Raw genomic sequence first — 22,083 nt, 5'->3', positions numbered from 1 at the left:
AATTCAATGAACTCCGAACGTTATGATGTACTCGCAGGTTATCTCTTGCTTTCCTATCCTATTTCTGTACGCGGAATCCGCAATAATCCATCATCAGTTCACTAAAGAGCATGTTGGACCATGAAAACCATGGACGTGTATATTCATGTGGATTGTTGGCCGAAAAACCTTCATGGGTCAGTCCGGTATCCGCATCCGTCTTATGGATGAGCTGAAGCAATCGTAGTTTTTCATTGCGATCCTCCGTAGTCAGCCCCTGCATCGATAAAGCGATATGCCAGATGTACCCTTCTGGTGTATGCGGACTACCAATTCCCGCTGCTGCTGTTCCCTCATAAAAATACGGGTTGTGCGAGGATAGAATGAAACGGCGTGTGTTCTGATACACCTCGTCGTTCTCCTCCACATATCCGAGATAAGGTAAAGACAGCAGGCTCGGCACATTGGCATCATCCATCAGATTGTAATTGCCTTTCCCATCCGTTTCGTATGCATATATGGTTCCATATTCCGGATGTTCAACGGTGCCATAATCCTGAATACCTTTGTTGATCTGTTCCTCCAACTGCTGAGCAGTCGCTGCCAGCGTTTCATCCTTGAGCACAGCTTCAGCAATTTCCTGTAGATATCGAAGCGCCACAACGGCGAACATATTGGATGGAATCAGATAACCATATTCACAGCGATCGTCGCTGGGACGGAATCCCGACCAGGTCATGCCTGTGTAGGCTGTTTCAGTACCTCGTCCCTCTCGGGTGAGCGTATCGGTCTCGGGAGCATCCAGACGTTGGAACTTGTAGGGTGATTTCGTCTCATGATGCTGTTCCACTTGCCATAACTGCATGATGATCTCGGCTGCTTTGCGGAACGTATCGTTGAATTGAGTTGTTCTGCCCGTGTTCTTCCACAAGAGATAACTGAGCTGAATCGGATAAGCTAGAGAATCGATCTCATACTTCCGTTCCCAGATCCAATCATTCATCTGCGTCAGGTCTTCCTGATGTCCTTTTCCACTCTCCGTCTCATTAAAAGCGTTTGCATAAGGGTCCAGGAGAATATAATTCAGTTGACGTTCAACCAGTCCAGCGATCATATCAGCGATATCTTCATCCTCTGAAGCGAGAACCAGATAAGGTCTGACCTGAACGGCAGAATCACGTAACCACATGGCAGGGATATCTCCCGTAATCACAAAAGTCGTTCCATCTTCTTTGCGCTGAATCGTGGTCAACATCGTATTGGTAAAACAATTTTTGAACATTTGGTTGAGTTCCGGATGGTCCGGCATACGTTTGTTAACCTGATCAATCATGTCGTATATCGAGGGGGAAATGTCTTGATCATCTCTGGGTGTCAGCATGTTGTCCTCCTTATGTAATCCAGTTTGTTAACCGCTTTCATCATCCTAAAACGAATATAATGTTATGTCAATATATTTATTTGTATATTAGCATGTTATTTTAATTTAACGGCACTAAATAATATACCATTCAAAGCTCTTCTCCCCATTTTATCCGCACCAAAAAGAGACCTCGTTTACACGAAGCCCCTGATTGAACACAATGAATATTAAGTTGCTATAATTAACCCTGTTGTTTCACCATACTCGTTGACTTACCCTTCACCAATCGGGCAGGCAAAATAACCCTGTTCACTGCCATTTCGTTCTTCTGCATACTTTGAAGCACCATCTCAAATGCCTGTTTTCCCATATCAAACTGGCTTTGTCTCATATGGGTTACACGGCTTCCTTCGGCAGCGTTTGGACTGTCAAAGCAAATGATGGACAAATCCTCCGGAATCTTCAGGCCAAGCTGATCGGCTGCCTGTTCTGCAAGTAAAGCAATATGATACTCCGCAGCAAAAAGTGCAGTAATCTGGGGGTATTTCTGTAAATGTTCCACCAACGTCTCCACATCGCGAACCTCAACTTGAGGATCAAACACACTTGGAAGTGTCGAAAGAAAAGATTCTAACCACAGTTCTCTGTTCACCAGCACACCTTGATCGTTATGAGCCTCAATGATGCCTTCAATTCGTTCTTCGATCGGTGTGGTGTTCGCCGGAGGCTGTGTCAGAAAAGCAATATGTCGGTGACCGAGATCGAACAGATAATTCATCCCTTCTCGCGCCGCGCCTACATTATCCGTACTGACAGATGAAGCCGGAATGCCTTTCAGGTACCGGTCAATCAGGACAAATGGGAATTTGTTAACGACCAGTTTAAGAATCTCATCGCTGAAATATTCACCCTGTGCCGGGAAAATAATCAATCCGTCCACCCCCAGTTCCAGCAGTTCCTGAATGCTTTGTTCCTCCTGCTCAGGAATCCCGAAGGAGCGTCTAAGTACGAGAAAACAATCATGCTCTCGCGAAGCTTCTTCCATCCCATATAACAGTTCTGTACCATACATATCACTGAAATTAGTAATGACCAGACCAATGAGTAGCTTCTTCTCTGGATCTTTGATCGCAGCACGCGGAGCAGGTCTGTTAGATCTTTCCTGTAACACATCTGCTGTGTCGGCTACAAAAGAACCCCGTCCCGGCTGACGAACAATTAATTGTTCACTCGCCAGCATCTCGAGCGCTTTTTTAGTTGTAATCCGGCTCACTCCGAATTCATCACATAATTCCTTCTCTGAAGGAACACGCTCACCCACTTGATATTGATGAAGCTGTATCCGTTCGCGCAAGGATTCAAAGATCTGTTCATACATCGGCTTGGATGCCGAATCTTTCCCCAATACAAGCACCTCCATAAATACCCATACTTCTCATGTTCTACATCCTAATATATCATGTTATATCATTAATGTGAAGAAAGGAGACAATGTGAATCGAGATATAACAAAAAGCCGACAAGCCCTGATACCTTGGCTTATCGGCTTCTTGCTTAGATGGTCAAAACGTATTAATCATCCATATCATACTTTGCAAAATTAAGGTTGCAGACCCTCAGCGGACGGTGGATCCACTTCCGTTTCAGTCTCTTCAGGGCTGGAATCTGGTTCTGGAACTGATTGTTCTTGTGCTGCGCTGACGAACAATCGTCCAGCTGCTTCAGCCTCTACTTTGTTGCCTGCTGCATCCTGAGCTCGAATCACAATGACTCCACCATCCAGAACAAGGGATGAAGGTGTTGTGTACGTACCCGTGTAACGACCCGGTTCAGTCTCCACCAATGGAATCTCCCCTGCCCCTTGGGCATTCAGATTCAAAGGTAACTGAATACGGAAAGATGCTTGCAGACCAGGTTTACTGTCAAATGAAACGGTAACACTCTCCCCTGATGTGATTCGAACATCCTCAGCCGGAGTAATATTCGTAAGTTCTGGCAACGCCGTTTCCACATAGACGGTGCGGGTTACGGTTGTTTTGTTACCAGCGATATCGGTTGCTGTAATGGTAATTGTGTTCTCGCCTTCATTGACCAATACGCGGTGACTGAAACTTCTGTCTTTACCCACTTGTACGGTTTGTCCGTTAACGGTTACCTTATCGAGGAATTGTTCCACGACATTACCCGTTACGTGAACAACTTCTGCATTGATGCGATCCCCTTGAGCTGGCGTAACAATTGTCAACTGTGGTTTGGTCTGATCCAGAATAATGACTACGGGGAGTGAACGGTCCGTTGTTTTACCGTCTACCACTGCCTCCGCAGTAATCGCATTAATGCCAGAACGGAGCTTCACACCGTATGAGAACTTCCCATTTGCCACCGTTGTGGTGCCAGCCAGATCCTTGCCGTTGTAGATCTTGATCTGAGCTCCAGATGCCGGAGACGTTCCCGACACAGTGAAGGTCGATTGATTCGTATACGTGCTTGCAGGTACTGTGAGCACAGGTGCATTTACCGGATATCTCACGACTGCACGAATCATGTAATTGCCTTCTTCTACCGGTGAAGTACTCCATGCTCCGCTTACACGCTGCCAGCTTCGACCAGCATTCGTACCATTCTCATCGGTAGCGAGTCCCGGAGCACTTGTTCCGGCTACGCTTTGTACATACACGATATAGAAGTCACCCGTTACAATCACTGGTTCCGGGAATTCAACGGTTGTCCATTGATCGTTACGAAGTGCAGTACCATCGAATGGTCCCGCCAGCTGTCGTCCCGGAGCTCCACCGGCACCTGATGCATCATAGACGGCATATTGGAACGTTGTACCTCCAGGCACAGGCCACTCTGTGTTCCAGAATCGGAACGATGCACCTGTCAGTTGAGCGGTCTCCAGCTCTGGTGTCATTCGAACTGCCCAAGCGTTATCCGCAGCGTTAAAAGCTCGTGCATTCTCTGCTGTTCCATCATCATAAGCAATTTCCCCTGGGAAACCGATGAATGGTTTCAAGGCAACATTTGCCTCAGCCGTACCATTGCCAGGGACAGTCACAGTGACGGTTTTACTGTAATAATCCGCAGCCCGGATGGACAGGGTATAACTTCCTTCCAATACCTGAATATCGAAGCTGCCATCTGAACCCGTGCGAACTTCACCTACATTGGCATCCTCCACCACGAGGACGGATGCATCAGCCAATGGTTGGCCTGTCCGCTCATCGGTTACTACACCTTCAATCTGCCCATGCGGGATTTCCTCCAGATTAAAGTTGGCTTTGGCTCCACCGCCATCGGTGATCGTTACCTGCTGAGTTCGAGGATAATATCCATATGCCTCAGCTTTTAACGTGTAATCACCTGCTACGTGTGTGAAGTTATACTTGCCTGTAGCTGAATCCGTCTTCACCGAACGTCCGGTTTCCAGGACGGTAACCGTTGCACTTGCAGGCAGGCTTTGTGGATTAACCGAACCTGATCCTGGTTTTTCAATTTCCGGTTGTTGCTGTTTCGTTTTGTTAAATTCCGCTTTGTCAGTCCGCGAAATTTTGTACCATGGATTATCATAGGACGGTTTTGGTTTGTCACTGTTAAGCACAACCGCATTGTCCTCCGTTACCGTCTCCGCAGCAACACCCAGTACACGGAAATCATCAATGAACCAGCCTGTCTTCACAACACTGTTGTCTGAGGTCAGACGGAACCGGAATTGTACTTCATTCCCGGTAAGTGCATCCAGATCATAAAATACGGGTGTCCATTGTTTCCCGTTTGTACTATGTGAGAATTTGCCCAGTTCTGACCATGTGGTCCCACCATCCTTGGTGACTTCCACATATCCGTAGTCGTATCCACTCTCAATCTCGTACCAATGATTAAACGTAAGTGTTCCTTCGGATACATCTGTCAAATCAATGACCGGAGATACGAGCGAATAGTTGGAGCCATTCTCGTACGTATTGTCCAGATCAGTCGCCCAGACATTCGGAGGAGAAACCGCGCTGGCAGGTCCCGTTACCGGAATGCCTCGTTCCCACTCATCTTTGGTTCCCGAATGAGTCCAACCATTATCATCACTGCCATCGAAATGATCGATGTAGATATCCTGTGGCACCTCTACTGTAATGGAGACCTCATTCGACTTATCACTTTCATTGCCACTATAATCAAGTGCGGCAACGGTATAATAATACGTCGAATCTGTCACCGTAGCCGTATCTGTAAACGTTGTTCCTGTTGCAGTTCCAATGGATTCATAACCTGTACCTGTGTTTGTGGAGCGATATACGATATAAGATTCGAGATCCTCATCGCTCGGACCAGTCCAGCTCAAGGCTACATTACCAAGAATATCGGCCGTCGCAGACAATCCGGCAGGTGCGCCCGGAGCAATCTCATCCAGCTCTTCTACAGCGAAATCATCAATGTACCAGCCAGCTTTTTGCAATGAATTATCGCTCGTCAGATTGAACTTGATGAACACCTGCTGTCCCGCGTATTCGCGAAGATCCACATATTGTGTCTTCCAATTGCCACCTGTACCCGTGAAGGTTAACAGCTCTTCGAACACATAATCGCTATCCTCGGAAGCAATGTATACCTTGCCGAAGTCGATGTTGTTCTCCAGATCATACCAGTGCTTGAAGGATAACAATGCCCCTTCCGGACTCTCGGTGAGATCAATTGGCGGCGCAAGCAGATATGCATTGCTATTCGCCACATAAGTTCCTTGCAGATTGGTTGCAATCACCTTGTCACCGGAGTATGCACTTCCAGGACCACTGGTTGGTGCTCCCCATACCCAAGTACTTCCGGTTCCGCCAGTCGTGAAGCCCAGCTGATCTTCTTCAAAATCCTGAAGGTACCCTGGCTGAACACCATTGGATACAGCCACTTTATATACCTGACTTTCGAATCCGTTGTTGCCGTAATCATTTACGCGGATATAATACTCCACACCTTGCGGTTCAATAAGAAAAGCAGGGATTGTCGCTGTATACGTCCCATCTTTGTTATCCCCAGCAATCCGGTTCATCGGCAGATAAACGTACTGGTTGGTGCCTGTCGTTTTGGCAAAAGCCTCGACAGAGACTACCGCGACGTTATCTGTCACATGAGCGGTTAATGGTATATCGATGCCTGTAAAGGCTGAATTGACAGGGGTATGTGCCAGTACCGGCTCTTCCAGATCATCTCCGGCGGTAACCACTCTGCCGGATACTGTGCCGATTCCTTCGAGTACAGAACCCACAGCATCAAGGGCATTAATAATGCCGTGACCGTAGCCGTTATTAGGAGAGGTCGGATACTGACTATCGGTTCTCGGCGTAGCTGTATCTGTGATGATCTGCTCCAGCTGATCCACCGTAAGGGAATGATTGGCCTGAAGCAGCAGCGCAGCAAGTGCAGTTGTATGCGGGCCTGCCATGGATGTTCCGTTCCAGCCTCCCTCATATACTCCGCCCGGAACTGCTGAACGGATATTCACACCAGGGGCAGATACTTCCGGTTTGATCTCATCATACGGGGATGGGCCCAGCAGGGAGAAGGAACCCAGATTACCATTGATATCTGTGGCTCCCGTTGCGAAGCTTTCGGGATAATTGGCCGGGTTCGCAACGGAGCCGGGACCACCCGGATTCGTCAGTGTTACATTTCCCGCAGAGAATTCGGGAAAAATCTGCGCATCACGCCAGGCTTGAACCATAGGTCGGAACCATTCATCAAGTCCCGGGCCGCCGCCCCATGAGTTGTTGACGACATCCGGTGCAAGTTCAGGATGCAGATTGCCTTCCGCATCGACCGGAGCGATCAACCACTGTCCGCCATCCAGAATAATGGCATCTGTTGTCTCCGGATTGAATATCCGCACACCAATCCACTTCGCACCGGGAGCAACCCCGATCTGGTTGGTGCCATCTGCTTCAGAGCCAACCATCGTACCCATCGTGTGCGTACCATGCCCGTCTCCGTCCGCAGGGAGGGAAGCATTACTGTGCGGATCATACCAGCTCAGTTCGGGATCAACGATATTGCCTGAAGCATCCAGTCCCCGCCATTTGCTGCGAAGCGCCGGATGGGTATAATCTACACCACTGTCCAGATTGGCAACAACAATCCCTGTTCCATCGATGCCCCGATCCCACACGGCTGGCGCATTGATGTAATCCAGGTTCCATTCCACGTTTTCTGTTGCAAGCTTGTCTTTTGCAGCAGGCTCTTTGTCTTTGACTCCGACTGAAGAGTTTTTAGCTGGCGTTTGGACAGCATCTTTGCCTGATACCGCATTCGCCGGTTCTTTACTCACTTCGGCTTTCTGTAAGTATCGTGTCTCATTCGGTAGAATCTTCTCCACCTCAGGCAGCAGCGCAATCTGTTCCATGACTTCTTTGGTACTCGTTACTGCCAGTGAATTGACAATAAAATAGCTTTTATATTCTTTGACCTTGCCCAGGTCAACTTCCTTTTCCAGATAAGTTTCCAATGGATATTGTGTACGTGAGGCCGTTTCCCGCAGAGAACTGACGACCGAATTCCGGACGGACAGCTTTGTTGCTGAGGCCGTTTGTTTGGCGATGGTCGCTTTTTCCAGGGCCTGTTTGGAGACTGCTGCTGTATCCACCTGTTCCTTCATTTTCACCAGATAGGTAACATATTCACTACCATCAAATTCTTTGGTCAACTTGGCGTTTACTTTGGACTCCGTAACTTTGGCAAGTCCAGATTTCATATCCAATTTGGATGATGTGGAGTTTTCAGCTGAAACCGGATGAATGATCGAAAATGCAAGGAGAAGCGAGAGCCCCATGGAGATGGGCTTGCGTAACCGATTAATCTTTATCAAACTTTTCCACTCCTTTTACCCGGTTTTTTAATTTAGTCTGGTACATATGCCCTTCTCTGCAGAATAAAACGGTAAAATACCTTTATTGCGGACGAAATAGATACCCTGGATTTCACATAAAGCCTCACCTCCTTTACAGGTCTGGTTAGGAATCAATATGAGTCAGAAGAGATAACAGATCAGTCTATGTTTTTTTACTTGGAAGTTTAGGAGATTGAATGAATCGGATTAAACCATGTGAGAGAATAGTTTGGGTATTTGAATAATGCAATGAGAGTGAATGTCTATAAGCATTCATGTGGAAGGGTAATCTGGAGCGTTAGCAGAACGCTTGCTAAGGAGTGGTGGATATGACTTTCGATCGTGATTCGAGTGAATAGTCAAATATTTTAATTACATATAATAATAGTCGATTAGGAATTTAATTGGATTTTATTGGTATAGTATAAAATCATTATTCGATATATACAAGCACTTTATTGAAAAATATAGAAAATAAGTCTATTTAATGCTTTTATATGTCTCATGTCGCTTACGTATTTCATCTTATTTTTCGTATTTCTGCATGTTTTTGATGAATAATAGCTTTTCAAAGTTCTATATAACCAAGACTTTATGCTCAAAATTTCAAATCAAGAAAAAGAACGACATGAGAACTCCCATGTCGTTCATATCAAAATTTATATCTCATCATGTAATGTTCACGCCACCACTTGCATAACCAACAACGGTATTCACAAGAGAAAGTCCAGTTGCCGTGGCGGAGAATACAAGCAGAAGACGTGTCTGTGCAGTCACCGGTATAGCCAATCCGGTTGTTATGCCATTGGAGATACTACCCAATGCAATAATACCGGTGAGTGGAGGTGCCAGTGTAACGACCGCCCCCGGAACCGCAGTAAATGCATTATCAGGAGTAGGTGAACTGAATAATTGCGCAGTAATGGTCACCGTGGAACCAACCAGGGCCAAGGCTGCTGTGGTACTAAAATAGGCAGCAATGGAAGTTATAACGCCATCCCGTGGAACAGAGAACGCAAAGTTAATGAGTGGTCCAACAATCGTTCCCGTTAAATCAATGGTGCCACCCAGAATGCTGACTCCGGTTGCCGAGCTGCCGAAACCGATAAGACTTGTCGTTCCGACCAGTCCACCAAGAACCGTTGTTAATATGGCAGGTCCGCCAGAAGCAAACGGTATGATGGCGCCCGAACCCGTAGCTCCTGTAACACCAGTGCTGCCAGTTACTCCCGCAATCCCAGTTGCGCCGGTAGCCCCGGTTACCCCTGCAATTCCGGCTGCACCCGTTGCCCCGGTGACTCCCGCAAGTCCAGCTGCACCCGTATTCCCTGTGACTCCGGTGGCTCCTGCTACGCCAGGATCACCTGTTGCTCCTGTAACGCCCGCTGCCCCAACAGCTCCTGTCCCCCCGTTGCACCTGTGGCTCCCGTTGCGCCACCTGCTGGGCCTGCCGCACCCGTTGCGCCAGTAGCACCTGCTGGTCCCTGGGTACCAGCAGCTCCCGGTGTACCCGCTGGACCTACACCACCCTGAGAACCTGCTGGGCCAGCCGGGCCTTGTGGACCAGGTACGCCCTGAGGACCCGCTGGCCCTGCAGGTCCTGCCGGACCTTGACCCCCTATGTTTCTAAGCCCTGTTGTGATAGCCAATTCGGTCGCCCGGATCAAAATGACCAGTTTATCTTTCTCGCACGAATCGATATTCCCCTGTAAAATGACAGATAGGAGCACATCCAGCAATTGCTGCAAATTGGTTCCCACACTGATCGGAGAAAATGGAACGGCCTCTACAGATACAATGGTGAGCTCCAAGACCGCTTCGAGGTCTGCTTTGGTTCCCTTTTTCAAATCCGAATGATGAACCAGAGCCAGTAATTTACGCAGTACCTCAATCAGAAGTGAAACATTGTGCGGAGTGGGATTGGCAAAAACCTGTACAATTGCGCCCTTCAACTCACCAATCAATTTAAGAAGCAATTCGGCTTCTTTGTCAAAACACTTATGATGATGGTTATTGTGGTGGTTATGATGGTGCTCGTGATGGTGTTCTTGTTGCTGCTCTTGGGGATGGTCACAGTCCTCAGCCTTTTTTTTCTTAAATCCGCTCCAACCATATCTGATGCGTTTCTTTGGTTTCATCTTTTTTGCAGATCCTCCTTAGTGAGTCTCAATCATTCCATTACAGGCGAACATCACTGGTTTGATGATATCAGTATATTATCAAGTAAGAATTTCGTGATTATTATATGAGTAGTAGCCAAACCAAAAGAGCGCTATCCGATGAGTACAATACTCCTGGACGCGCCCTTTTTATATTTACAGCATTCAATTTATCTTTGTTGATTAGTCCAATTTAATTTTGAAAACAATAGGCGCCTTACTTTTCACAGTTGTCGTTGTGATCGTCAGTGCGTCCGCTGTTCTCTCCCATTGCGGCTGTTCTTCATAGCCAAGTACCTGAATATCTTGAATGACCCCTTGAAAATGGTGAGAATTTTCCTTCAGGGATTTAATGTGAATCACTCCGTTATCTGGATAGGCAAGAACCGTGGCATACAGACTGCTTTCTTTTAACGTAAACCGTATATCTTCACTCGTAAATATCTTCGTATCCCCATCCGTGAATTGCCCTTCCTTCACCTCTGTCGGACCCTCGCCAAACGTACGCCAGAATGACGTGTCATAGATCGCTTCCCCATTCACTTCCAGCCACTTGCCAATGCTCAGCAAAATGTCGCGATCTTCTTCCGGTATGCTGCCGTCTGCTTTTGGTCCAATGTTCAGCAGTAAATTCCCGTTTTTGCTTACAATATCGACGAGATCCCGAATGATCTCCTCAGCCGTTTTATAGTTATTATTTTCCGTATAACACCATGAGTTTTTAGCGACAGCTGTATCCGTTTGCCAAAAATAGGGCTTAAGCTCAGCGAACTGTCCCCGCTCCACATCCGGAACGGCACTTCCAAACATATAGGCCTCATGTTTATAATTGATAGCTACAGGCACACCCCATTCTTCGCCTTTGTTATAATAATAGGCAGCAAATTTTTTAAGATAGGGTTTGAACGCAACCGTTTGAATCCACCAATCGAAATAGAAAATCTTTGGCTGATATTGATCGACCAGCTCACAGCATCGAATCAACCAGTCCTCCAGATACTCCTCGGTTGGAGGCGAACCATACAGATCATGATGATTCGGCTCAGGCATGGCAGGCCAATAGAAATCCCCACGCTCCAGGGGTTCCTTAATATCTGAATCAAACTCCTTCCCGTGAGACATGAAGAACCAGTGCTCGGCGCGGTGAGACGACACACATAAGGTCAGCCCCTGCTTCTCGTATGCAACCTTCATCTCACCCAGAAGATCCCGTTTGGGACCCATTTCATATGTGTTATAGTGAGAGATAGAACTTTTGTACATCTGAAAACCATCATGGTGCTCAGCCACAGGCATAACATATCTGGCTCCAGCCTGTTTGAATAACGTTGCCCATTCGTCTGCATCAAACTTCTCTGCACGAAACATCGGAATGAAGTCTTTATATCCAAAGTCCTTATGAGGTCCATACACCTCAAGGTGATGTTCATAAGCTTTGGTGCCTTGTATATACATATTTCGCGAATACCATTCGCTATCATAGGCCGGTACAGAGTATAGCCCCCAGTGAATGAATATGCCGAATTTCGCTCTTGTGTACCATTCGGGAACTTGAAAGGCGCTAAGCGAACTCCAATTGTCTTTGAATTTACCGCGCTCAATCGTTGCTTCAATCTGTTGCAAATATTCGTTTTTGTCCATGAGATGTTCTCATCCCTTCTGTTATTGTCTGTAGCTGTATTGTAGTGCTGCAGCCGAAGGATAGACATGCAGAACACTAACTTTTAGATGGACAATAATAACCTTGTATGGAGATGAAAAGTATGAATCACCAAACTTTGCTTACGAACTACCTGTCCAATCTCCAAGTCGAATTGTTCATGGTCAACTACAATCGGTGCGATACGGATTGGCGGGACCTGGATTACACGCCCGATTACAGCAAGTTTTATTTCATATGCGAAGGTGAAGGTTGGCTCAAAATTGGGGATGAGGAGTATTATCCTGCGCCTAATCAGCTTATTTTAATGCCAGAGGGGATCAAACAGTCTTATTCTGCCATTAACGACCGTCCTTTTCTCAAATATTGGTGTCACTTTAGCGCGAAGGTTGGGGGAATCAATTTGTTCCAAATTCTGAAATTCCCACACATCTGCACGATAGATCAACCTGAGTTGATTCAAGCAATCTTCAGCAGTATCCTTACATATGCAAAATCCGATGAAGTCTATGCCCATATGATGGCCAAGAGCAAACTGACCGAGTTACTATCCCACTATCTAATGAATCTGGATCTGGATCAGATCTCTTTTATTAACGTTCCTGTCATGGAGAAACTGTCTACCATCCTGGCTTATATTGATTCCAACATCGAAGAGAATATTTCGGTTCAGGATCTGGCTCAGATCGCCTACATGCATCCAAATTATTTCATTCGATTCTTCAAGCAGCAGATCGGAGTTCCTCCGATCCTCTATATTACTGGCAAAAAAATCGACAAAGCCAAGGAACTGTTAACCTGCACCCCGAACACAATAACTGCCATCGCCGAGCATCTCGGTTTCAGTGATTTGTATTACTTCTCCAGGCAGTTCAAAAAACATACAGGGTTAACTCCAACGGAGTACCGCAAACAAAAAACGTTACTTACAACGAAACATGGTCTGTAAACAACCTCAAAACAGAGAGAGTTCCCTCATTCGGAACTCCCTCCTACAGACTTGTTTCTGTTCGATTCATGCTGAGTTGCTTTCTTGAGTTCTCTCAAATAAGCATAACCATAGTTTTGATCCGGCTCAAGATATGCCCCTTCCGCCCACTCATTCCAGGCGTTAACAAAAAGGTATTCACTTTTGTACAGCGTCCTCGCTCGTTCCATCTGTCTGGATAGATACAGCCCAAACTTCTCTGGTGTGGACCCAAGCGTACTCTGTCCGTCAACGCCTCTCCGCGGTGTATTATCCCAATTGACAAAAGCACCTGGATAGACAATTTCTCCGTTACGGTGTGGTGTTCGTTCGAGAATGGAGGACCATACCTTGTCGTAATTCACAGCAATATGCTGCTGTCCCTTGATGTTCATTTCGATCCAGATTCCATTCATATGTCCATGTGCAAACGTATAATGCGGTTCAAATTCCATACTCGCATCAAAGATCTGACGATTAAATGTAGGGAATCCACCAATGGTCTGCACAACATGGATCCCTTTCAGGCCATGCTTCAAAGCCAATTCACGCCAAAACTGAATCATTTCCTCACATTGAGGAATGCTGGCTGGCCGATAGATCAGAAATAATGGTTTACCTTCCACTCGAATATATCGTTTGTCCTTAAATACCTTTACCAGATAATTAAAATGTTCTTCCCAATCCTCTCGATCCCCATAGTTTTGTGCAATGAGAATATCCGATTCCTGACCGTCCCATTTTCTTGTCCATGTCTCATTGGCCCATGACAAACAAAAAGGGAAATCAGGCTCCCCACTGTTCAATATTTCATTAACCGGTTTTTCCAGCAGACGCTTGCCTTTGAACCAATAATGATAATAACAAAATCCATAAATGCCATGCAGTTTAGCCGTTTCCGCTTGCCATTTTCGTACATCTGGATCGGAAAGATCATAATATTTCCCCTGAAATGGCTGCTTAGGCTGATGATGACCCGAATATAAAGGCGTGGCTTTTTTTACATTCGTCCATTCGGTAAAACCGTCCCCCCACCATCGGTCGTTCTCCTCAATCCGGTGAAATTGGGGCAGATGCAGAGCAATTACCTTCAATCAGAACTCCTCCAATGCAGCAACATGATGCAGCCTACGCTCCTGTGATTTTTGGGATGATTTATATGAAAATGATATCCAGCAGTCGCAATGTTTTTTGTAGATGGGATTGATTATATTTCATGTATGCCAGAGCATGGCTAGCGGCCAGTCTCCTTGCATCAACACTTTGCCAGTAATGTTCAAACTTCTGAGTGAGTTCTTCACAGGAGGTGTATTGTTGAAAGTTACTAAGGTCAATCCCGGTGCTCTGATTCTCAGATGGTCCTATGAGCTGAAACGTCCCACATGCAGCAATTTCCATCACGTTTTTGATTGATTCGCCACGATGAATAACCAGTTTGCTTCCGTTATATAACATCTGACGAGCTTCATTTGGATGAACAGGATAGAAATCCCCGATCTGTGCCCAACCCTTTCCATCTACCCGAACCTTTTTGTTATGCAAAAGACCCGATTTGGCAATAGCGGTGACGATGCCATCCGGTTCTGCATCCCCGATGATATAAACATCCGATTCGTACTCCAGGGGAACAGCTTGCGGACAGAATATATGTGGATCAGGCGGCATTAACAGTTCATGACTAACCGTGCTTCCCATAGGATGCTGATCATCGCTTATTTGGGTTGAATGTTGTGTAAACACGTGATCAAAAATCGATAGAATAGTCTCGCTTTGATTCACATGTTGATCGGTAGACAACCAGATTGCCTTCTTCACGTTGGATGTGCTTAATGCTGTGATATTCTCATCCGGCAAGTTTTCTTCGCTTCCAATGACCATAATCAGATCAACATCATAGGAAGACAAACAGGCTGACACGGATTCGATATATTTAATCTCATTCACATTTCTTACGAGATGTTTCAGACTCTGTTCAATCAGGACGCAATGTGATGACATTTCTCGATCATTACAAGGAGTAATAAGAAGCACATTTAACTCCTTATAGATCACTTTTGGCACTTCTCGGGCAGGAATGCTTCCCACCTGCATCATTTTCAGCCATTGCTGATTCAGTTCCAATTGCTGTACTTCCATATGTTTACGCATGGATTTGAGTTTCCTGTTCAGCACCACATTCATCTGTCTCAGGAATAACCGGTTCGCATCCTGAACTGAACGTTTCTTTTTCGTGGACTTAACCTGCATTCTTGACTTCTTTCGGATAACAAACCCTCCTGTTCCATGCGAAAACATTCTCTGCCTACAATATGCACGAAATAGTGGCGTGGTTTCTTCTATTGAGCTTTTCTCCAACTCTCTTTTGCAAAAAGGGCTTTATCCCAGACATATAATGTGTGGCCACCCGGGTCATTCCAGATCTTGTCCTCATAGAATATATGAATACTATATAGGAGATGATATCTTTGCCAACATTTGATAGTATCCTTGTCACCGGCAATCAGACGATTAATCAGGATTTACAGGTTAATGGTAATCAAACCGTTGGTGTCCATCTAAATGTCAATGGCAGTCAGACCATAGCAGGCAGCCTGCAGATCAACGCCAGCTCCTCGATTGTCAATCATTTGGGTGTAGGTGGAGTAATCCAAGCTGGCGATAGCGTCAAGGCTGCTACACAATTAATGGCACTCAATCAGCCTACTCTTCCCGTGTCTCTACCAACTCTACAACAGTTCAGATATTACAATCCTGGTGTTGCAGGTCAACCCGGTCTGGTCTTAACAGGGACTGCTGGCAACCAATATATACTGTTCGTTGATGAGAGTAGCGGGACACCCCATCTCGCTATTCAGCCCGTATAATATAACTCTGAATAGATAAATGTCACCAAAAAGAAGCGATATCCGTGTACACTCCGGATATCGCTTCTTTTGGTTTCTTTTCTGATGAAGCCTGGTTATAACTCATCCATTTATCAATCCGTGATTAATACGGACAAGACACTTTTACTTTCCAGCTGGAACTCCATCAATACATCGTCGCGCAGCTTAACCTGTATGTTGCCCGTCTCCTCCCCATCATTGAAGAGGACTAAAGCTACGGAACCATCGGCATTTTTAAAAGCCACAGAACAAATTCCATCATCACTGGATGTTGATTCAATCCGAACAGCCTTCGGACGGATCACAGCACTGAAATGAGCCAGAGCATAATAATCAAGTGTATACGTAAGTTCCTTTGTTTGCTGATTCACTTGCACGATACCCCGACACGTACTCCGACCAAAACCAGGAACCGTAGGCCCATTATTCTCATCTAGTGCCATATTCCAAAGTACAAAGGACTTGCTATAATTGCGAAGAATCTGAATTCCCGTTCGCATCACATTTGAGAAGGCCTGCTCAAATGGCGGAATCCACTCTCCACCTGAACCTTCAGTGAAATGCACTTCTTTACCTGCAAAAGCTTCATAAACCTTCGTTTGAGCAGATGCATCGCCCCCGTACCAGTGCCAGGCCACTCCGTCTACTTCCTCTCCTGCTTGTTCCAGCACGGTCAGTGAATAGTCCGGTTGATCCCAGTTGTGATCGTAACAGAGAATTTTGGTTTGAATATTGTTTTTAACAAAGGCTGGTTTAAGATGGTTTTTGATAAAGTCTGCTTGGGCTTCGGCTGGCATCAACATACCAGGATAGTGCCCTGGTTCATACAGCGCCTCATTCTGTGGTGTGATGGCATGGATTGGTAATCCATGCTTGGCATAGGCTTGAATGTATTTCACGAAATATTCAGCATAAACGGGATACCATTCAGCCTTCAACTGTCCGGTGATCATTGATCCACTCGTTTTCATCCATCCGGGTGCACTCCATGGTGAAGCAAACAGCTTCAGTTCAGGATTCAATGCCAACGCCTTTTGTGTTAAAGGAATAACGTCCCCTTCATCATGTGCAATGCTGAATTGGGTTAATTCGGGGTCTGTCTGCTGTTCTGGCATATCGTTATAACTGTATACCGTTCTCGCATAGTCCGAAGCGCCCATCGGATTACGGATGACCGACAGCCCGATCCCTTTCTCTGGATGGAATAGTCGGGTCATGACCTCATCCCGTTGTTCCTCATTCAAGATTTGGTTGATTAGATAAGCAGATGAATCGGTAAAAGAAGCACCAAATCCGTCCATCTCCTGATACATTAGCTGATCATCCAGATGGATGGTCGTTGTCTCCTTATCAGCATCCAGAGGCTTTAATTGCTCTTGGGATAGAGATACGAATAAATCTTCTTCACCCGTGGATTTGTACATTTTGAATGTAGTCATAGGATTCTCCTTTGTATTTCTATTATTGAATGCCTAGTTTCTCTTTGTTCAATTTCATCTTTTCACTGCGTACCTTCACAATCTCTTCCCAACGGTTCTCACCTAAAAATGACTTGTAAGAAGCCAGTGCATTGTCATACGAGGCATCATCCTTGGAACGTACCATACTGACCAGTGTTGTATTCCACTTCGTATTGATTGCTGACAACGCACGAGCTTCAGGTGTACCTTGATCCGGGCTAATATTCTCCAGAATAAAGTGTGGTTTCAGCTTGCCTTTGCCCCACTCCTGCATCTGTTTAATCGCTTCCGGAAATGCATCTGCACTGAGTGCTTTGTGGCGGTCATGACCGAAGAACATAAACTCACCCATCCGATAATCCTTTTTGAATTGATCCGCGTTATTGAGTTGCATGTCTTTCACTGCTGGCAGCAATTCTACACTACCGTCGGCTTTGGTTTGGAAGGTCTCCCCTTCGATCCCGTAATTCATAAGTGTCTGTCCCTCTTCACTCAGCAAGTATGTGAATATCTGAATGGCCTTGGCCGGATCTTTACAGTCCTTGGAAATGAAATTGATCATCCACCCGGTTATTCCGGATTGATTCAATGTTGGCGCATTACCTTTGGTACTCTGCGGTCCATCGATAGCAACATATTCTTTGCCTGGATTCGCACTCATGTAGATTTGCAAGTTTCCTCCTTGTTGAGGTGTACCGTCAAGCAGCATCGTTGCATATTTACCGGACTTCACTTTTTCTTCAAAAGCGGTTCCATCATCGGCAAAACTGTCATCACTGATATTGCCGTCTCTGTACACGGTGTTCAATGTTTTCAACCACGTGAGGTAATCTTCATCCAGATTGCGATCATAGAATTCTCCTGATTCAGTCTCCAGCGGAACACCGATGAAATCTTGCAACGTATCCCCGAGTGAACCTGTTCCTTCACCAATAGAGTTGAATCCAAACGGAATCAGCGCAGGGAACTCTTGCTTAATTCGTTTCATCACACTCTGGAATTCTTCTGGCGTTCCAATGACCGGACTACCCAAAGCTTCGTACACATCCTTACGAATGATAAATGCCGTTTTGGCAGGAATGTTACCGCTATCATAATCCTCTTGTGTATTGGAATAGTTCGGGTAACCATAGGTTTTACCATCTGCCAACTGGAACCAGTTCAATGTATCGGCAGCCGCAACTTTATTGAAGTAAGGATCATATTTTTCCGCCAGATCGTTCAGCGGCATCGCCCAGGTTGCAGCTTTTTGTACCACAGGAGAATTCGAGTCAAATACTGTAAGCAAGTCTGGCATATCTCCACCGGCGAAAAAGGTGTTTAACTTGGTATCATCACCCGTGATGAATTTAATATTGATGTTCAGATCCTCTTTGATTTTCTTGGTGACAATGTCCTTGCCAAAATCAGTGTTCCACCAGTCAGCATTGACGTACCAGGTCAGGTCGGTAGCCTCTTCCTTTTTATCCAACTGCCAAGCCGGCTTTTCCGGGTCAACCGTATAACGATCTTCAATGGATACCCAGTTCCCTTCACTGGAGCCCCCAGATCCACCACTGCAACCTGTAATCATAAGTACGGCTGTGAGCAGTGTTGCGAGCAATTTAATTCCTTTTTTGCCTGATGCCTTATTCAACTTCAACATATTTTTGTTCCTCCTCAAAATGGGGTGTTTGTTGCTCCTATTCCTTGACTGCTCCGAGCATCATTCCCGAGATAAAGTATCTCTGAACGATGGGATAGATCAGCACAATAGGGAGTGTTGTAATGACAATCGTGGCCAACTGCACACCTTTGGTCGTTGTTTCAATGACAGCTGAACCCCCGACATTTTGCATGGATTGTGTCTGGGACTGAACGATAATCTCATACAGCATCATCTGAAGTGGATACAATGACTGATCGGTAATGTATAACTTGGTTGTCATGAAGTCGTTCCATTGCCCCACCCCATTAAATAGCGCAATTGTCGCCATGGCAGGCATGGAGAGTGGAATGAAGATTTTCAGGAAAATATGCCAATCCCCTGCGCCGTCAATCTTGGCCGATTCTTCCAGAGAATCCGGTACATTCCGGAAGAAATTCATCAGAATCACGACATCATAGAAGCTGAATAACGCCGGAATAATGTACACCCAGAAGCTGTTAAGCAGGCCAAGTGATTTGATTAACAGGTATGTCGGGATCATGCCGCCCGAGAAGAACATGGTAATAACACCCATGGCAACGTATAATTTACGGCCTCTTATGTACTTTTTGCTCAGACCGTATCCAACCATGGCACAGAAGAACACATGTGTAACAACGCCAATCGTTGTTTTGGAAACTGATATGAAGAAGGCCTGCCAGATGCCCTGATCATTGAATACAGCTCTGTAATTCTCCAGCGAGAATTCCGGTGACCAGAAGATGAATCCACCTTCCGCCAGCGCTTTGCCTGAACTAAAGGAAGAGATGATGACATTCCAGAGCGGGACCAGAATAACGATCGTACAGATGATTAACAAAATCATATTTAAGGTATCAAAGATCCGACTATCGAGATCTTCTTTTGCCACCTTTCCATTCACGCGGGCTACCTCCTTCTACAACACAGATTGATTATCGTTTAATTTGCTTGTGATTTTGTTTGCCGTGACGAGTAAAATGACAGAGATGATGGAGACACCCAAGCCAACGGCCGTTGCATATGAAAAGTCACCCTGAGACATCCCCATACGATACACGTACGAGTTGATGACTTCCGCTTTGTCGCGGTTCTGGGAGTTCATGAGAACCAGCGTTTGATCCAGATTCGACCCTAATAAACCGCTTACAGTTAGAATCAGATTTAGGCTTATAATTGATTTCATGTTAGGCAATGTGATATTCCAGATCTGTCTGAGACGGCTTGCACCATCGATTTTGGCCGCTTCATAATACGTAGGATCAATCTTTGCCATGATTGCCAGATACAGAATCGTTCCCCAACCTGCTTCTTTCCAAATATCCGATAACGTAGCAATCCACCAATACTTGCCTGCATCCAGCAAGATGTTCTGCGGTTGCGAGATTACTCCCAGGCTAAGTAACAACTGATTAAATAAGCCCGTTGTTGAAAACCAGGTGATCAGCATTCCCCCAAGTACAATCCAGGACAAAAAGTGGGGCAAATATGAAACCGTTTGCACAAACTTCTTGAATCGTCCGCTGTTTAACTCGTAGATCATGATCGCGAGAATTATGGGAATAACGAACCCGATACCCAGTTTCAGAAAACTGATCCCCAGCGTATTCACGACCGCATCCCAGAAGTATTTGTCTGATAAAATGATTCTGAAATTATCCAGCCCTACCCAAGGAGCGGTAGCCAGCGTATCAATGACCGTGTAATTTTTGAAGGCAATTGTCAAACCGTAAATCGGGATATAACAGAAAATAATCATAAAGATAATGCCCGGGATAATCATCGATTGAATCTCCCATTGTCTCCGATAATCGACTATGAATTCTTTGATCCGTTGTCCGATGGGTTTCTTCCCATTGGGACTGATCGCATTTTTACCGGTTGATGTCTCTACGGCTAATTTATCCACGTTTTTTTACTCCTCTCCATCATGCATGTTTATAAAAACGTTTTTATTTTTCGACATAAAAAACCCCTTTATTTATATTTATGTAAAAAAAGACCGGAGAAGAAGCTGAATCAACTTATGTACGGTAGTCTTTCCGGTCGACCTTCACATGGCTTGAACCTCTCACCACCAGCTCACCCGCCAATTTTTGCGCAGCCCCTTGTTCTTTCTCCTTGATCATACCCACCAGTTGATTGATGGCCAGGATACCCTGTCTTGCAATTTGATTTCTTACCGTTGTAAGCGGTGGAGAAAAATACTGTGCGATATCAATATCGTCAAAACCCACGACACTAACATCTTGAGGCACTTCAAAACCCTCAGACTTCAACGCATGCATACAGCCAATTGCACTCAAGTCATTCCCTGCAAGAAATGCATCAGGCCGCTTGCCCGGGTGTAAATGAAGAAAAGATTTTATCGCACTATACGTGCTCTCCTCCTCAAAATACCCTTGTATAATGTAATCTTCATCGATTGGAAGCTGGTATTCATGCAAGGCAGCCAAATAGCCGTCTCTACGCTGCACACTGTCAAACATCGTGTCCACACCCGAAATATAAGCAATTTTCTTGTGCCCCAGCCCAATTAAATACTTGGTTGCTTCATAAGCCGCCACAAACGAGTCAAAAATGACACTTCCCATCGTATCACTCTGATAGACCCGATCCAGAAAAACCGCCTTGATCTTGTCTTTCTCCATAGCGATAATATCTTGCTCATCGATCCGAAGCTCTTCGTAGATAATGACACCGTCCACCCGCCGACCCAGAATATTACTCATAATAACGTGTTTATCCTTGGTCACAAATACATTCAGCCCGTACCCAAGACGATCACATTCGCGAGACATTGACTCAACCAGCTTATAGAAATACGGACCCGATACACTTGTAGTGAAAAAACCGAGCATTTTGGTTTGACCGGACTTCAACAGCTTGCCGTTCAGATTGGGCACATAATTTAAACGCTCTGCCACCTTAAGAACATGTGATTTCGTCTCCGGGTTCAAGACATCTACACCATTTAAGGCGTTGGAGACCGTAGATATGGATACGCCCGCTTCCCTTGCTACATCTTTAATCGTTATCTTAGCCATAAGTTTTGTTCCTTTACTATAAAAACGTT

Annotated in this window: 13 protein-coding genes and 1 pseudogene; 2 read left to right on the top strand and 12 right to left on the bottom strand. The window is 45.6% G+C overall.

The window, feature by feature from the left end; all coding sequences use genetic code 11:
• Positions 1–58: 58 nt before the first annotated feature.
• The 5 genes and pseudogenes from MKY92_RS13715 to MKY92_RS13695 form a co-directional block, all read right to left on the bottom strand.
• Positions 59–1,360 (bottom strand): glycoside hydrolase family 125 protein, encoded by a 1,302-nt coding sequence (locus MKY92_RS13715; protein ID WP_339301250.1) that lies wholly within the window; start codon positions 1,358–1,360, stop codon positions 59–61.
• A gap of 223 nt (positions 1,361–1,583) precedes the next feature.
• Positions 1,584–2,756, bottom strand: coding sequence for a GntR family transcriptional regulator (locus MKY92_RS13710; protein ID WP_339301784.1), 1,173 nt, complete (start codon positions 2,754–2,756; stop codon positions 1,584–1,586).
• A 186-nt stretch (positions 2,757–2,942) separates the two neighbouring features.
• The gene (locus MKY92_RS13705; RefSeq protein ID WP_339301248.1) at positions 2,943–8,189 is read right to left on the bottom strand and encodes a S8 family serine peptidase; all 5,247 of its coding nucleotides are present in this window, start codon (positions 8,187–8,189) and stop codon (positions 2,943–2,945) included.
• Between the two features lie 690 nt (positions 8,190–8,879).
• A pseudogene (locus tag MKY92_RS13700) lies at positions 8,880–10,189 on the bottom strand (exosporium glycoprotein BclB-related protein); the annotation flags it as partial.
• A gap of 363 nt (positions 10,190–10,552) precedes the next feature.
• A complete protein-coding gene (locus tag MKY92_RS13695) occupies positions 10,553–12,010 on the bottom strand; it encodes an alpha-L-fucosidase (protein ID WP_339301246.1) in 1,458 nt (485 codons plus the stop codon).
• A gap of 122 nt (positions 12,011–12,132) precedes the next feature.
• Between MKY92_RS13695 and MKY92_RS13690 the strand changes: the two genes are divergently transcribed.
• The gene (locus MKY92_RS13690; protein WP_339301244.1) at positions 12,133–12,978 is read left to right on the top strand and encodes an AraC family transcriptional regulator; all 846 of its coding nucleotides are present in this window, start codon (positions 12,133–12,135) and stop codon (positions 12,976–12,978) included.
• 26 nt (positions 12,979–13,004) lie between these two features.
• Here MKY92_RS13690 and MKY92_RS13685 read toward each other — a convergent pair whose 3' ends face one another.
• The gene (locus tag MKY92_RS13685; RefSeq protein WP_339301242.1) at positions 13,005–14,090 is read right to left on the bottom strand and encodes a glycoside hydrolase family 99-like domain-containing protein; all 1,086 of its coding nucleotides are present in this window, start codon (positions 14,088–14,090) and stop codon (positions 13,005–13,007) included.
• Positions 14,091–14,151: 61 nt separating this feature from the next.
• Complete coding sequence (locus MKY92_RS13680) at positions 14,152–15,243, bottom strand: hypothetical protein (RefSeq protein ID WP_339301240.1); 1,092 nt, start codon at positions 15,241–15,243, stop codon at positions 14,152–14,154.
• A 209-nt stretch (positions 15,244–15,452) separates the two neighbouring features.
• On the opposite strand from MKY92_RS13680, the gene MKY92_RS13675 reads away from it, so the two are divergent.
• Complete coding sequence (locus MKY92_RS13675) at positions 15,453–15,860, top strand: hypothetical protein (RefSeq protein WP_339301239.1); 408 nt, start codon at positions 15,453–15,455, stop codon at positions 15,858–15,860.
• 113 nt (positions 15,861–15,973) lie between these two features.
• On the opposite strand, the gene MKY92_RS13670 is transcribed toward MKY92_RS13675, so the two are convergent.
• From MKY92_RS13670 to MKY92_RS13650, 5 genes are all read right to left on the bottom strand, one after another.
• Positions 15,974–17,320: a glycoside hydrolase family 30 beta sandwich domain-containing protein gene (locus tag MKY92_RS13670; RefSeq protein WP_339301238.1), complete on the bottom strand. Its 1,347-nt coding sequence runs from the start codon at positions 17,318–17,320 to the stop codon at positions 15,974–15,976.
• A gap of 22 nt (positions 17,321–17,342) precedes the next feature.
• On the bottom strand, positions 17,343–18,986 hold the full coding sequence (locus tag MKY92_RS13665) for a sugar ABC transporter substrate-binding protein (RefSeq protein WP_339301237.1): 1,644 nt from the start codon (positions 18,984–18,986) through the stop codon (positions 17,343–17,345).
• Positions 18,987–19,023: 37 nt separating this feature from the next.
• The gene (locus MKY92_RS13660) at positions 19,024–19,911 is read right to left on the bottom strand and encodes a carbohydrate ABC transporter permease (RefSeq protein ID WP_017688674.1); all 888 of its coding nucleotides are present in this window, start codon (positions 19,909–19,911) and stop codon (positions 19,024–19,026) included.
• A gap of 15 nt (positions 19,912–19,926) precedes the next feature.
• On the bottom strand, positions 19,927–20,916 hold the full coding sequence (locus MKY92_RS13655; RefSeq protein ID WP_200868492.1) for an ABC transporter permease subunit: 990 nt from the start codon (positions 20,914–20,916) through the stop codon (positions 19,927–19,929).
• A 115-nt stretch (positions 20,917–21,031) separates the two neighbouring features.
• Positions 21,032–22,054 (bottom strand): LacI family DNA-binding transcriptional regulator, encoded by a 1,023-nt coding sequence (locus MKY92_RS13650; RefSeq protein WP_339301235.1) that lies wholly within the window; start codon positions 22,052–22,054, stop codon positions 21,032–21,034.
• Positions 22,055–22,083: the final 29 nt, after the last annotated feature.

This window comes from Paenibacillus sp. FSL R5-0623 (genome assembly GCF_037974265.1).
Classification (GTDB): domain Bacteria; phylum Bacillota; class Bacilli; order Paenibacillales; family Paenibacillaceae; genus Paenibacillus.
The sequence above is the reverse complement of the archived record's forward strand: the minus strand, read 5'-3'. Positions and strand labels throughout refer to the sequence as shown.

What these genes read in the sequence shown, in the direction of transcription:
- MKY92_RS13665 (WP_339301237.1), bottom strand. Translation starts at nt 18,986, where the DNA reads ATGTTGAAGTTGAATAAGGCATCAGGCAAAAAAGGAATTAAATTGCTC.
- MKY92_RS13715 (WP_339301250.1), bottom strand. Translation starts at nt 1,360, where the DNA reads ATGCTGACACCCAGAGATGATCAAGACATTTCCCCCTCGATATACGAC.
- MKY92_RS13690 (WP_339301244.1), top strand. Translation starts at nt 12,133, where the DNA reads ATGAATCACCAAACTTTGCTTACGAACTACCTGTCCAATCTCCAAGTC.
- MKY92_RS13670 (WP_339301238.1), bottom strand. Translation starts at nt 17,320, where the DNA reads ATGACTACATTCAAAATGTACAAATCCACGGGTGAAGAAGATTTATTC.
- MKY92_RS13675 (WP_339301239.1), top strand. Translation starts at nt 15,453, where the DNA reads ATGATATCTTTGCCAACATTTGATAGTATCCTTGTCACCGGCAATCAG.
- MKY92_RS13650 (WP_339301235.1), bottom strand. Translation starts at nt 22,054, where the DNA reads ATGGCTAAGATAACGATTAAAGATGTAGCAAGGGAAGCGGGCGTATCC.
- MKY92_RS13695 (WP_339301246.1), bottom strand. Translation starts at nt 12,010, where the DNA reads ATGGACAAAAACGAATATTTGCAACAGATTGAAGCAACGATTGAGCGC.
- MKY92_RS13680 (WP_339301240.1), bottom strand. Translation starts at nt 15,243, where the DNA reads ATGCAGGTTAAGTCCACGAAAAAGAAACGTTCAGTTCAGGATGCGAAC.